This is a genomic window from Dietzia kunjamensis (assembly GCF_045689975.1).
Taxonomy (GTDB): Bacteria; Actinomycetota; Actinomycetes; order Mycobacteriales; family Mycobacteriaceae; genus Dietzia; species Dietzia kunjamensis.
Genome location: NZ_CP143297.1, coordinates 675,101 through 688,199 on the forward strand (window position 1 = coordinate 675,101; position 13,099 = coordinate 688,199).

General features: G+C 71.3%; 14 protein-coding genes. 10 read left to right on the forward strand and 4 right to left on the reverse strand.

Going from position 1 to position 13,099, the window contains the following annotated elements; all coding sequences use genetic code 11:
* Positions 1-92: 92 nt before the first annotated feature.
* Positions 93-647, reverse strand: a complete 555-nt coding sequence (locus VZF99_RS03190; protein WP_271800291.1) for a hypothetical protein — start codon at positions 645-647, stop codon at positions 93-95.
* Positions 644-922, reverse strand: coding sequence for a helix-turn-helix transcriptional regulator (locus tag VZF99_RS03195; protein ID WP_271800292.1), 279 nt, complete (start codon positions 920-922; stop codon positions 644-646). The genes VZF99_RS03190 and VZF99_RS03195 overlap by 4 nt, the downstream gene beginning before the upstream one ends.
* A gap of 63 nt (positions 923-985) precedes the next feature.
* Here VZF99_RS03195 and VZF99_RS03200 point away from each other — a divergent pair, with 63 nt between their 5' ends.
* The 4 genes from VZF99_RS03200 (at position 986) to purQ (ending at position 3,351) form a co-directional block, all read left to right on the forward strand.
* On the forward strand, positions 986-1,483 hold the full coding sequence (locus tag VZF99_RS03200) for a glutathione peroxidase (RefSeq protein WP_317470364.1): 498 nt from the start codon (positions 986-988) through the stop codon (positions 1,481-1,483).
* 136 nt (positions 1,484-1,619) lie between these two features.
* The gene (locus VZF99_RS03205; RefSeq protein WP_317470366.1) at positions 1,620-2,324 is read left to right on the forward strand and encodes a DUF2334 domain-containing protein; all 705 of its coding nucleotides are present in this window, start codon (positions 1,620-1,622) and stop codon (positions 2,322-2,324) included.
* A 98-nt stretch (positions 2,325-2,422) separates the two neighbouring features.
* Positions 2,423-2,677, forward strand: a complete 255-nt coding sequence (purS, locus tag VZF99_RS03210; RefSeq protein ID WP_067711971.1) for a phosphoribosylformylglycinamidine synthase subunit PurS — start codon at positions 2,423-2,425, stop codon at positions 2,675-2,677.
* Positions 2,674-3,351 carry a phosphoribosylformylglycinamidine synthase subunit PurQ gene (purQ, locus tag VZF99_RS03215; RefSeq protein ID WP_317470368.1) on the forward strand — a complete coding sequence of 226 codons (678 nt, stop codon included), beginning with the start codon at positions 2,674-2,676 and terminating at the stop codon, positions 3,349-3,351. The genes purS and purQ overlap by 4 nt, the downstream gene beginning before the upstream one ends.
* A gap of 75 nt (positions 3,352-3,426) precedes the next feature.
* On the opposite strand, the gene VZF99_RS03220 is transcribed toward purQ, so the two are convergent.
* Positions 3,427-3,615: a hypothetical protein gene (locus VZF99_RS03220; RefSeq protein ID WP_206473837.1), complete on the reverse strand. Its 189-nt coding sequence runs from the start codon at positions 3,613-3,615 to the stop codon at positions 3,427-3,429.
* A gap of 208 nt (positions 3,616-3,823) precedes the next feature.
* Between VZF99_RS03220 and VZF99_RS03225 the strand changes: the two genes are divergently transcribed.
* The 3 genes from VZF99_RS03225 to VZF99_RS03235 all read left to right on the forward strand — a co-directional run bounded on the left by VZF99_RS03225 (position 3,824) and on the right by VZF99_RS03235 (position 8,127).
* The gene (locus tag VZF99_RS03225; RefSeq protein WP_407335694.1) at positions 3,824-5,035 is read left to right on the forward strand and encodes a saccharopine dehydrogenase family protein; all 1,212 of its coding nucleotides are present in this window, start codon (positions 3,824-3,826) and stop codon (positions 5,033-5,035) included.
* A gap of 82 nt (positions 5,036-5,117) precedes the next feature.
* Entirely contained in the window at positions 5,118-7,418 is a 2,301-nt protein-coding gene (gene purL, locus VZF99_RS03230) for a phosphoribosylformylglycinamidine synthase subunit PurL (RefSeq protein WP_407335695.1), read from the forward strand.
* A gap of 40 nt (positions 7,419-7,458) precedes the next feature.
* Positions 7,459-8,127, forward strand: coding sequence for a YoaK family protein (locus VZF99_RS03235; RefSeq protein ID WP_407335696.1), 669 nt, complete (start codon positions 7,459-7,461; stop codon positions 8,125-8,127).
* A 21-nt stretch (positions 8,128-8,148) separates the two neighbouring features.
* Here the strand turns inward: VZF99_RS03235 and VZF99_RS03240 are convergent, their stop codons facing one another.
* On the reverse strand, positions 8,149-9,294 hold the full coding sequence (locus tag VZF99_RS03240; RefSeq protein WP_407335697.1) for a hypothetical protein: 1,146 nt from the start codon (positions 9,292-9,294) through the stop codon (positions 8,149-8,151).
* A gap of 54 nt (positions 9,295-9,348) precedes the next feature.
* Here VZF99_RS03240 and VZF99_RS03245 point away from each other — a divergent pair, with 54 nt between their 5' ends.
* The 3 genes from VZF99_RS03245 to purF all read left to right on the forward strand — a co-directional run bounded on the left by VZF99_RS03245 (position 9,349) and on the right by purF (position 13,099).
* Positions 9,349-10,941 (forward strand): LssY C-terminal domain-containing protein, encoded by a 1,593-nt coding sequence (locus tag VZF99_RS03245; protein ID WP_407335698.1) that lies wholly within the window; start codon positions 9,349-9,351, stop codon positions 10,939-10,941.
* The gene (locus VZF99_RS03250) at positions 10,938-11,348 is read left to right on the forward strand and encodes a sterol carrier family protein (RefSeq protein ID WP_407335699.1); all 411 of its coding nucleotides are present in this window, start codon (positions 10,938-10,940) and stop codon (positions 11,346-11,348) included. The genes VZF99_RS03245 and VZF99_RS03250 overlap by 4 nt, the downstream gene beginning before the upstream one ends.
* A gap of 119 nt (positions 11,349-11,467) precedes the next feature.
* Positions 11,468-13,099: an amidophosphoribosyltransferase gene (gene purF, locus VZF99_RS03255; protein ID WP_069388590.1), complete on the forward strand. Its 1,632-nt coding sequence runs from the start codon at positions 11,468-11,470 to the stop codon at positions 13,097-13,099.

The following is a 13,099-nucleotide window of genomic DNA, read 5'->3' on the forward strand; positions in this document are numbered from 1 at the left end:
ACCCCACCCCGAGGATCCGCTACTCCAATTCGGGATCTGCTAGTCCCATCGGGGTAGCGGATCCGGAATCGGGGTAGCGGATCTCCTGGGGATCAGGCGGTGTGGTCGGCGGCGGCGGGCCCGAAGTCGTCCCCGCTCTCGGGGGGCATGGTGCGGGTCATCGCGGCTGCGGGAATGACCGCCCCGGCCAGGAACGTGAGGATGCCGAGACCTCCCATCACGTAGGCGAGCCGGTGCCCGTCGCCGATCTCGAAGCTCGAACCGAAGATCAGCACCATCGAGATCACGAACAGTCCGCCCGTGACCAGCGAGAGCGACTGAGAGCGGGCCTGCAGGAGCGTCGCCAGCTCGAACTCGTCCAGGTATCGGGCGGGGGCGGTGTCCTTGGAGTCGATGGTGATGCGCAGCATCGTCCAGACCATGCAGATCACCACGGTCATGGGGAGCCAGGCCAGGATGATCGGGAACCAGAAGTAACCCGCCACCGCGATCGCGGCCATGATCGCCAGGCTCGCCCAGTTCAGGCGGACGAGCAGTCGGCGACGTGCCGGGGTACGCCACGACGGGAGTCTGCCCTCCGTCCGGGTCTGCATCTTCTCGAATCGCTGCTCGGATCGGGTGAGGGTGTCGACGCGGTTGGAGGTCATGATCGGTCCTCTCGGGTGGGGCGGTAGATCTCGGCGGACATCGGTCGGAACTCCTCGCGGGAAAACACGGCCTCGACCGGCAGGTCGAAGACCGCGCAGATCCGGAAGGCCAGATCCAGGCTCGGGTAGTGGTCGCCTCTCTCGAGCGCCCCCACGGTCTGGGGGTTGACCTCGATCTGCTCGGCGAGCGCCGCACGGCTCAGGCGGCGCTCGGCCCGCAACACGGCGATCCGGTTGTGAATGGGGAGCTTTTCTCCCCGTCGGGCTGGGCTCATGTATCTAAGTGTTGGGAAAACCCAACGATTTGTCAATGGTTCGTTGTGGGTAGGCTGGATCACATGAGTAGCGGAAGCATCCACGACATCTCGTTCACCACCATCGACGGCGAGCAGGCCAGCATGGGCGACTACGCGGGCCACGCGGTCCTCGTGGTCAACGTCGCCAGCGAGTGCGGGCTCACCCCGCAGTACGAGGGGCTGCAGGAGTTGGCGGACGACTACCGCGACCGCGGCCTCTTCGTGATCGGGTTCCCCTGCAACCAGTTCATGGGCCAGGAGCCGGGTGACGAGGACACCATCAAGGAGTTCACCTCCGGCAAGTACGGGATCACCTTCCCGCTCGCGGCCAAGGTCGACGTCAACGGGCCCGACCGACACCCGCTCTACGTCGAGCTCACCAAGGTGGCCGACTCCGACGGTGAGGCGGGGGACGTGCAGTGGAACTTCGAGAAGTTCCTGCTCTCGCCCGAGGGGGAGGTCGTCGGACGGTTCCGTCCCAAGGTCGAGCCCGGAGCCCCCGAACTGGTGGACGCGCTCGAGGAGGCACTTCCGATCTGACCGCGCCGGCGGGGATATCGGTCTCGGCACTGTGTCGCGCCGGCACTGTGTCGGTCTCGGTGCTGTGTCGGGCTCGGCAATCTGGAGTACACCTCGCCGTCGTCACCGCGTCATCACTCCCTGACACGATGCCCCCATGACCCCGCGCCTCATCGTCTCGGTCTCGGGACTCCGCGACACCACCCTCAACCACGCCGTCGACCTGGTCGGCGACCTCGAACGTCGATCCGTGCCGGTCTCTCTGCTCGTCGCCCCGCGGCGGGGGCGCGAGTACCGACTCGCCGACGACGACGGCACCCAGGAGTGGCTGCGGCATCGCCGGCGGCGGGGCGACGCCATCGTGCTGGGCGGTTACGACGACGCGGCGACCAGGCCCCGTAGGCCCGAGTTCGCCTCGATCGGACCCGCCGAGGCCGCCGTGCGTCTCACCGCCGCCGACCGGCTCATGGCGGAGATGGGCCTGCGGACCCGGGTGTTCGCCCCGCCGCGCTGGAACGCCTCCCCGGGATGCCTCAGGGCACTCCCCGGGGCGGGCTTCCACGTCTGTGCCGCGCTGACAGGGATCCACGACCTCCCGCGCGGCACCATCGAGCGGGGTCGGGCGCTCTCGATCGGCGAGGGGTTCGTCGCCGACGCCTGGTGGTGCCGGGCCCTCGTCGCCGCGGCCGGGCGCACCGCCGAGGCCGGCGGGACAGTCCGGCTCAACGTCGCGTCCGGGCAACTCTCGCGCCGGGCACCCCGGTCGGCGCTGCTCGACGCGGTCGACGCGGTGGTCGGCGAGCACGGTGCGCGGCCCGCCCGCTACGAGTGGTCTCCGGTCGCCCTCGTGGGTGCCGCGTGAGCTTTCGGTCCGGCGACCAGCGGCGGGTAGGATCGACCAGTGAGTCCCGGCCGGTCCGGGATCGTCCCGCGTAGCCGTCCGATCGAGGAGTTCCCACCGTGGCCCGAGTCGTCGTCGAAGTCATGCCCAAGGCCGAGATCCTCGATCCGCAGGGTCAGGCCATCCACCGAGCCCTCGGCCGTCTGGGCCACGGCGGAGTCACCGACGTCCGGCAGGGCAAGCGGTTCGAACTCGAGGTCGCCGACGGCGTGACGGAGGCCGAGCTCGAGGAGATCGCGTCGTCCCTCCTGGCAAACACCGTGATCGAGGACTGGAAGGTCGTCCGCGTGGACACCGCGGAGGCGGCCTCGTGACCGCACGGATCGGCGTCATCACCTTCCCCGGCACGCTCGACGACATCGACGCATCCCGCGCCGTCACCCGGGCCGGGGCCGAGGCCGTCTCTCTGTGGCACGACGACGCCGACCTCAAGGGCGTCGACGCCGTGGTGGTCCCCGGCGGCTTCTCCTACGGCGACTACCTGCGGTGCGGTGCCATCGCCTCGATGGCCCCCGTCATGGGTGAGGTCATCTCGGCCGCGAAGGGCGGCATGCCCGTGCTGGGGATCTGCAACGGTTTCCAGATCCTGTGCGAGGCCGGGCTGCTCCCCGGCGCCATGGGCCGCAACCGCGACATGCACTTCATCTGCCGCGACGAGTGGCTGCGGGTGGAGAACAACGGCACCGCCTGGACCTCCCGGTTCGAGCAGGATGCCGAGATCCTCATCCCGCTCAAGTCCGGCGAGGGCCGCTACATGGCCACGCCCGAGACCATCGAGCAGCTCGAGGCCGAGGGGCGCGTGGTCTTCCGCTTCGCCGGTGACGCCCCCAACGGCTCCACCAACAACATCGCCGGCATCAGCTCCGCCGACGGTCGCGTGGTGGGTCTCATGCCGCACCCCGAGCACGCGATCGACCCGCTGACCGGGCCCTCCGACGACGGGCTGGGCCTATTCCTGTCGGTGCTGGACTCGGTCGTCAGGGTCTGATCCGCACGCTGCGCTCAGAGCGAAGGGCCCGCCGGGACTGCTCCCGGCGGGCCCTTCGTTATTCCGTGGGGCTGGTCAGGCGATGCCGCCATTGCTGCCCAGGTCGGCACCGGCGGCACCGATCAGGCCCAGGAGCAGGTTGGGGAGGATGAAGACGGCCTCGAGCAGAGTGTCGATGGCGGACGAGCCGGTCTCCGGCAGGCTTCCGCCGAAATCCATGCTCAGGGGAGTGGTGATCTCGGCAATGGAACCGGTGAGGTCCATGGGGTCTCCTTTATGAAGTTTGCCCCGGGATAGCCGGGGCACGGTGCGGCGACCCGGGTGGTCGCGCGCGCGAGATGATTTTGCCCTTATCTGGTGGACAATGGTTCAACTTTCTTCACATTAGTGACATAGGTCACTCGCGCCACTCGTGGTCGGCTGTGCCCCGTGCGTCGCCCGCCGACCGCGGCCGATGCGGTAGAACCGTGGGATGAGCGAAACCAGTAACCAGCCCGTCTCCGCCTCCGACAAGGCCGACCGGCCGTTCGACATCGTCCTCTACGGTGCGACCGGGTTCACCGGGGGACTGGTGGCCGAGTACCTGCTGCGGCACATGCCCGAGGGTGGTTCCTGGGCGGTCGCGGGCCGGAACCGGACCAAGTTGGACGCGATCGTCGCCCGACTGGCCACCGAGATGCCGGACGTCCCCGCGCCCGGGGTCGTCGTCGCGGACACCGACGACGCGCGATCGCTGGCGGAGATGGCGCGGTCGGCGCGCGTCATCATCACCACGGTCGGCCCGTACCTCGAGTACGGCGAGCCGTTGGTGGCCGCCTGCGCCGAGGCCGGAACCGACTACGTGGACCTGACCGGGGAGCCCGAGTTCGTCGACCGCATGTACCTCGAGTATCACGACGTGGCCGTGGCCTCCGGCGCACGGATCGTCCACGCCTGCGGTTTCGACTCGATCCCCCACGACCTGGGCGTGTTCTACACCATGAAGCAGGTGCCCGAGGGCGTGCCCGCGGTGGTGTACGGGGCCGTCCATGCGGACGCCCAGTTCTCCGGCGGAACCTTCCACTCGGCCATCGGCCAGTTCGCGCGCCTGCGGGACGCGGCGAAGACCGCCAAGCTCCGGCGACAGAAGGAGGGCAGGGTCTCCGGTCGGCGGATCAAGTCGGTCCAGGGCAAGCCGCACCGGGACAGCGTGCTGGGCCGGTGGCTCGTGCCGCTGCCGACCATCGACCCGCAGATAGTCCTGCGGTCGGCCGCAGCCCTCGAGAGCTACGGGCCGGACTTCACCTACTCGCACTACGCCTCGGTCGGCTCGCCCGTCACCGCCACGGCCGGCATGGTCGGTGTCGGCGCGCTCGCGCTCGGCTCGCAGGTCGGCCCCATCCGGTCGCAGGTCCTCAAGCGGATCGACCGCGGGGCCGGGCCGAGCGAGTCCCGCCGGGCCCGGTCCTCGTTCGACGTCACGTTCGTCGCGCTCGCCGGCGGACGTCGGATCGTCACCCGGGTCTCGGGGGGCGACCCGGGGTACACCGAGACGTCGATGATGCTCGCCGAGTCGGGTCTGAGTCTGGCGTTCGACGACCTGCCCGCGCTCTCGGGTCAGCTCACCACGGCCCAGGCCATGGGTGACGCCCTGCTGGACCGGGTCCAGCGCGGCGGCCTGACGTTCGAGGTCCTGTCGACGTAGGGCGGGCCCCGGGCGACCCCGCACGAGGTGGGGCCGAAGGCGTCGATTCGCCACCCGGAGGGGGCCGACTAGACTCGGCCCCGTGACCTCTCACGTGGACTCCATCTCGCACGCCTCCGACACCCCCGAGCTGGCCCAGCCGTGGGCGGAACTCGGACTCAAGGAGGACGAGTACGCCCGCATCCGGGAGATCCTGGGGCGTCGCCCCACGGACGCCGAGCTGGCCATGTACTCCGTCATGTGGTCGGAGCACTGCTCCTACAAGTCGTCCAAGGTGCACCTGAAGTACTTCGGGGAGACCACCACCGACGAGATGCGCTCGTCCATGCTCGCCGGCATCGGTGAGAACGCCGGCGTCGTGGACATCGGCGGCGGCTGGGCCGTGACGTTCAAGGTGGAGTCGCACAACCACCCCTCGTACATCGAGCCCTACCAGGGCGCCGCGACCGGTGTCGGCGGGATCATCCGCGACATCATGGCGATGGGTGCGCGGCCGGTGGCCGTGATGGACCAGCTTCGTTTCGGCCCCGCCGACGCCGACGACACGCACCGCGTGCTCCCCGGCGTCGTGGCGGGCGTCGGCGGCTACGGCAACTGCCTGGGCCTGCCCAACATCGGTGGCGAGACCGTGTTCGACGAGTCCTACGCCGCCAACCCTCTGGTCAACGCCCTCGGCGCGGGCGTCATGCGCGTCGAGGACCTGCACCTGGCGTTCGCCTCCGGCACGGGCAACCGGATCATCCTGTTCGGTGCCCGCACCGGCCTCGACGGGATCGGCGGCGTGTCGGTGCTCGCCTCCGAGACCTTCGACGTGGATGAGCACGGCGCGCCGGTCAAACCCCGCAAGCTCCCGGCCGTCCAGGTGGGCGACCCGTTCATGGAGAAGGTCCTCATCGAGTGCTGCCTCGACCTGTACCGCGAGGAACTGGTCGTGGGCATCCAGGACCTCGGCGGAGCCGGCCTGGCGTGCGCCACGTCCGAGCTGGCGGCGGCCGGCGACGGCGGCATGCACATCGTGCTCGACAACGTCCCGCTGCGTGCGGAGGGCATGACCGCCGCGGAGATCCTCTCGAGTGAGTCGCAGGAGCGCATGTGCGCCGTGGTGACGCCGGAGAACGTCGAGGCCTTCATGGAGGTGTGCCGCCGCTGGGACGTGCTGGCCGCCGACATCGGCGAGGTCACCGACGGCGACCGGCTCACCATCGAGTTCCGCGGCGAGACCGTCGTGGACGCCCCGCCGGAGTCACTGGCCGACGAGGGACCGGTCTACGAGCGCCCCGTCGAGCGCCCCGCCGACCAGGACGCTCTGCAGGCCGACACCACCGCGAACCTGGCCCGCCCGGCCACCGGTGACGAGCTGCGTCAGACCCTTCTGGACATGATCTCCAGCCCGGCGCTGTGCTCGCGCAAGTTCATCACCGAGCAGTACGACCGGTACGTCCGCGGCAACACGATCCTCGCGGAGGCCGCCGACGGCGGCGTCCTGCGCATCGACGAGGAGTCCGGTCGCGGCATCGCGCTGTCCACCGACGCCTCCGGTCGCTACACCAAGCTCGACCCGTACACCGGTGCCCGGCTGGCCCTGGCGGAGGCGTACCGCAATGTCGCCGTCACCGGCGCCACCCCGGTCGCGGTGACCAACTGCCTGAACTTCGGCTCCCCCGAGGACCCGGGCGTGATGTGGCAGTTCCGCGAGGCCGTCCACGGCCTGGCCGACGGGTGTGCCGAGCTCGGCATCCCCGTCACCGGCGGCAACGTCTCGTTCTACAACCAGACCGGCTCCACGCCGATCCTGCCGACGCCCGTCGTGGGCGTGCTCGGCGTGCTCGACGACGTCGCCCGCCGCACGCCCACCGCGTTCGGTGACACCCCCGGTGAGAGCATCTACCTCCTCGGCGAGACCCGGGACGAGTTCGACGGGTCCATCTGGGCCCAGGTCGCCCACGACCACCTCGGCGGACTGCCGCCCACGGTGGATCTGACGTGGGAGGCCACCCTGGCCCGCATCATGGCGACCAGCTCGAAGGACGGCCTCATCACCGGCGCCCACGATCTGTCCGAGGGCGGCCTCGCGCAGGCTCTCGTGGAGTCGGCGCTGGCGGGCGAGTGCGGCATCCGCGTCGTGCTGCCCGAGGGTGCCGACCCGTTCGTGTGGCTGTTCTCCGAGTCCTCCGGACGCGTGATCGTCTCCGTTCCGCGCGGCGAGGAGATCCGCTTCCAGCAGATGCTCACCGCACAGAACATCCCGCACACGCGGGTCGGCGTCACCGACCCCGACTCGGGCACCGTCGAGGTGCAGGGCCAGTTCACCCTCACCACCGATGAGTTGCGCGACGCCCACGAGGGGACGCTGCCGGCGCTGTTCGGCGTCGATCCCGTCTGAGTCGTCGGGGCGGGCGGCCGGACCGGGGGCAGGCGGGCGGATGCGCGACCTGCGCGGGCGTGAGCGGGTCCTCGCGGTGGTGCTCGCCGCCACCGCGGGGTTCGTCGACGCCGTCGGCTTCCTCGTGGTGGGCGGCTACTTCGTGTCCTTCATGAGCGGGAACTCCACCCGCATGGTCGTCGACCTCGCGGGCGGTGACCTCGCAGGTGCCGCCATCGCCGCCGTCGTGCTGGTCTCGTTCTTCCTGGGGGCGGTCGGGGGCGCGGTGGTGACCCGACGCCGCAACCTCGACGACCGACCGGCGGTCCTGTCCCTCGTGGCGTTCCTGCTCGTGCTCTCGCTCGTCCTGCACTGGGCCACCACGGCCACGGTGCTCGGGGCGCCGGTGTCGGTCGCGGCAGCGGCGGCATCGATGGGGGCCATGAACTCCGTCTTCCACTCCCGTGGCGAGGTCTCGCTCGGAGTGACGTACATGACGGGCGCGGTGGTGAAGTCGGCCCACCGCCTGGTCGACGCGCTGGCCGGGGGATCGTGGGCCCCCTACCGCCAGCAGGTGGCCCTGTGGTCCGCACTCGTCCTGGGCGGTGTCGCCGGCGCGGTGCTGCACGTGGCCATGGGCGCCACCGCGCTGGCGCTGGCCGCGGCGGTCGTGATCGGCGCGGCGGTCGTGACCGTCCTGCTGCGCGCCCGGGACTACCGCACCCCCTGACGGCCCGTCAGGGCCCCGGGCCTACGGCAGCCCTCGTCGTCGTGCCCCCAGGTAGGCCTCCCGCGCGGCGAGGCCACGGACCACCTCGTCGAGCATAGGACGTACGAACCGTTCCTTGTGCGCGGCGTCGGAGGCCGCCGCGGCGGCCAGGTTGAGCGCGGAGAACGTCGCCAGCATCAGCGACACGCGCACGAGGGTGACGCTGACCGGGAGACCGAACAGCAGCCCGCCCGGCTCGTCGGGAGGGCGCAGCGTCCACCGTGTCTCGGTGATCTCGGGGACGGCGATCCACCCGAGGGTCACGAAGAACAGGAACACGAGCGTGGCGAACAGCGCCGCCTGGATCAGGGTCGCCAGCACGGGCACCAGCACCAGGTTCACCCGCTCGCCCGGACGCAGCGGGTGGTCCGGCGCGCGCCCACCCAGGTCCTGGAGGATGTCGTCGCGGGTGGAGATGCCCACCAGTAGCACGGTGAGCGCCACCATGACGCCCAGCACGGCGAACGTCCGCGGCCAGGACAGTTCCACCATGACCTGCCAGATCTCCACGCTGAAGAACAGGAACAGCACCGCCAGCATGAGGATCGGCAGCACCCTCGCCACCATCGGCCCCATGGTTGCCAGTTCCCGCCGCACGCGCCGCGCCGACCAGCGCACCAGCGAGCCCAGCCCCGTGTAGGTGCCCACCAGGACGCCCACCGCGAGCAGGACGGTGGTGCGGTACGAGGGGCCGTCGTGGGGGTCGAACACGACGTGGGGGACGACGACGAGGGCGATCAGTGCCCCGAGACCGATCGCCGAGCCGGCCACCGGGCGCGCGCGACGGGCCGCCCTCGACGCCAGCCATCCCACGAGTGGGGCGGCGACCCAGAGGGCGATCGCCAGCAGGAGGAGTTCGGCGATCGGCTCCGGGGCGTCGAGCAGATCCGGCTCCGCCCCCGGCCCGGCCCGCTCGAGCAGCGCGATCATGTAGTCGTTCGACCGGTCCACGGCGGCGATCCCGGTGGCGGCCACCGCGAGCCCGGCACCGACGCCGGCGGAGCGGGGGAGCACCTCGCGGCGCCGCGTGGCCGGGGCGATCACGAGCGGCAACCCCAGGGCGCGCAGGTGGTCCTCGTGGGCGGTCAGGCTGCTCGCGGGGGTGGGGTCGGGCGTGGGCACGCGCATATTCTCGCAGTGATCGGGCTCCGCTCGGGACGGACCGGCGGCTATCGTCGATCCATGTCCACCAGCGAGCGCACGACGCCCGTCGCGGGCGGCGGCGCCGACCCGGCGGCTCCGGCCGTGACGGGAGTCCCCGTCGAGCCCGGCCGCCCGACCGAACCGCCCGTCTACGTCAGCCCGCCGACCAAGGTCCGCGACGACACGGTGCGGCCACCCCTGCCCGGCCTCGCGGTGGACACCGTGTTCTTCGCGGTCGCCACCCTGTCGGCGGGCTGGCTGGGCTGGCGGTTGCTGAGCGACGTCTGGCACCACACCTGGTGGCATCTGTTCCTGCTGATCCCGTTCTGGGCGCTGGTCGCCTACCTGGTGCTGCCGCGCCTGCAGACGCTCGTCACGTCGGTGTACGTGCCCGGGTACTTCATCGCCCGCACCCGCACCTCCGACGGTCTGTTGGGGGATCCGGTCAACCTCGCCGTCGACGGCACGGCCCGCCAGATCCACGAGGCGATGACCGCCTGCGGTTGGGTGCTGGCCGACGACATCACGGTCCGCTCCTCGTGGGGGATCATCATGTCCTCGGTCCTGCGTCGGTCCTACCCGTCGGCGCCGGTCAGTCCGTTGCGGCTCTTCGGTCGCCGGCAGTGCCTGGCGTATCAGCAGGAGGTCGAGGGCAACGCCGCGCAGCGCCACCACGTGCGCTTCTGGCGGTGCCCGGACGGGTGGCTGCTGCCCGGCGGGCACCGCGTGCAGTGGCTCGGCGCCGGCACCTACGACCGTGCGGTGGGCCTGTCGCTGTTCACCCTCCAGGTGACCCACAAGATCGACGCGGACATCGACGTCGAGCGCGACTACATCGTCGACTCGATCCGTTACCACGTCCCCGGCGTGGGGGTCCGGGTACTGGAGAACTTCTCGACCGGCTACCACTCCCGCAACGGCGGCGGTGACGCGATCCGCACCGACGGGGACCTGCCCGTGCTGGACCTGCGCACCGTGCCGGTGCCCGAGGCGTCGGCGGCCGACCTACCGCCGGGCGTGGTGCGCGCGGCCCGCGGGTTCGACGACCCGGTCGCCGAGGGCGGCGTCGCCTCGGGGGATCCGGACCGTCCGGCCGACGACGTCGCGCCCGACCTCGGACACCTGCCGCGGCCGGCGGCGCTCACCGCGGGGTGCGCACTCGTCGCTCTCAGCGTCCTCGTGTTGACCGTGCTGGCGTTGCGCGACCTGCTGGGCGGGACGGACCTGGAGGAGTTCGCGGGGCTCGAGCAGTCCGAGGTGGTGCCCGCGGTCGTGGTGCTCGCGTTGTTCATCGGCGCGACCTACGGCGCGATGGGGGTTCTGGCACTGCTCACCTACCTGGGGTATGCCAGGCCGCGCGTGTGGTTGCTGACACTGACCGTGGTGAGCACCGTCTCCACCGAGTACGGGCGCGTGTCCACAGATGCCGAGCAGGACACGTTCCTCGGCGGGTACCCCGTCCTGGCGGTCAACGTCCTCATCATGCTGTTGCTCACGAGCCTGGCCGCGCGGGCGTGGAGTCGGCGCACCGCCCAGGACCGTCGCGACCGCCGTCGGGGCGTGCGCACGGGCGCGCGGGGACTGCCGGCTGCCGAGGGCCCGGTCACCGTGGCGGCGGGGGATCCGACGTGAGCCGCGTCCCCGACGCCGCGGCGGTGCGCGCGGCCGTCGAGGCGGTGACACCGTGGCTCGACGACGACGACGAGGCGACCGCCAGACCTGGTCGGTCCGCGTTGGCGGCGGCGGTCCGCGGCACCGTGGAGATCCTCGCGGCGGAGCTGCCGGGACGGTCGGTCGAGGTCCGGGTGCCGCCGTTCGCCGCGGCGCAGTGCGTGGAGGGGCCCCGGCACACCCGCGGCAGCCCCCCGAACGTCGTCGAGACGGACCCCCGCACCTGGCTGGAGTTGGCGACGGGCCGGCTCGGCTGGGACGCAGCGGTCGGCCAGGGCCGCGTGCACGCCTCGGGGACCCGGGCGGCGGCGGTCGCCGCGGGGCTGCCGGTCGTCCGGCCGGTCGACGGGGCGGGCGCGGGCGCCTGACGGAGGGGGCTGCGCGCCGGACTTTGGGGCCGCGGGGGTCGGTGACCGTAGACTTGCAGGCGCACCGCCGGGGTCCGTCCGGGCGGACCGCCCCGAAAGTCGCGAGGGAGCACCAGCAGGTGGAGAGTACGTCGTCACGACCGGCACCGTCCGGGTCACTCCGCCGTCCCGGTGGCAGCTCCGCCGTCGGGCTCGGGCTGCCCGATCCGTCAGCCCCCGGCCCCGCAGGCCTGCCCGTCGACGCCGAGCGCATCGGCCCGGTCGAGGAATGCGGCGTCTTCGGCGTGTGGGCCCCCGGCGAGGACGTCGCCAAGCTCACCTACTACGGCCTGTACGCACTCCAGCACCGTGGCCAGGAGGCCGCCGGGATCGCCGTGGCGGACGGTGAGCAGGTCCTGGTCTACAAGGATCTCGGCCTGGTCAGTCAGGTCTTCGACGAGCAGACCCTCGAGTCGATGCACGGTCACGTGGCGATCGGCCACTGCCGCTACTCCACCACCGGCGCGGCGAGCTGGGACAACGCCCAGCCGATGTTCAGGCCGATCATCGACGGCGGTTCCGTCGTCCTCGGCCACAACGGCAACCTCGTCAACACGCAGGAACTCAAACGGCACGCGACGGACCTGGGGATCGGCGGGTACTCGGAGGAGAGCACCCACTCGGACTCCGACATCGTCTCGACCCTGCTGGCCCACGAGGCGCGCGACGGGGGACTCGAGGAGGCCGCGGCCCGTCTGCTGCCCCGGCTGCGCGGTGCCTACTGTCTCACCTTCTCTGACGAGAACACGCTCTACGCGGCCCGAGACCCGCACGGTGTCCGCCCGCTGGCGCTCGGCCGCCTCGAGCGCGGCTGGGTCGTCTCGTCGGAGACGTCGGCCCTGGACATCGTCGGCGCCTCGTTCGTCCGCGACATCGAGCCCGGCGAACTCATCGCGATCGACGCCGACGGCGTACGGTCCCGCAAGCTCTCGCCCCCGACCCCCAAGACGTGCGTGTTCGAGTACGTCTACCTCGCCCGTCCCGACTCGGTGATCAACCAGCGCCTGGTCAACTCCGCGAGGGTGGAGATCGGGCGCCGCCTGGCCCGCGAGCATCCCGCCGAGGGCGATCTGGTGATCCCGGTACCCGAGTCCGGCACCCCGGCCGCCGTCGGTTACGCGCAGGAGTCCGGGATCCCGTTCGCGCAGGGGCTGACGAAGAACGCCTACGTGGGCCGTACGTTCATCCAACCCAGCCAGACCATCAGGCAACTGGGGATCCGGCTCAAGCTCAACCCGCTGCGTGAGGTGATCCGCGGGCAGCGGCTCGTGGTGGTGGACGACTCGATCGTTCGGGGCAACACCCAGCGCGCCCTGGTCCGCATGTTGTACGAGGCCGGAGCCCGTGAGGTGCACGTCCGGATCGCCTCGCCGCCGGTGCGCTGGCCGTGCTTCTACGGGATCGACTTCGCCAGTCCCGCCGAGCTCATCGCCAACGGCGTCGATGCCTCGGACGGGATGCTCGAGGGGGTGCGCCGCGCCATCGGTGCGGACAGCCTCGGTTACGTCTCCGTCGAGGGGATGATCGAGGCCAGCGGCCAACGCGGCGACGAACTGTGCGCAGCGTGCTTCGACGGGCACTATCCCATCGAGCTTCCCGACGACTCGCCCATGAGCGCGGCCGTGCGCGCGCTGGCAGCCGAGGTCGACGGCCTCGAGGCCGATCGCTTCCCGGTCCGCAGTGACATCGCGGACCCCGTCCGCCGACCCTGA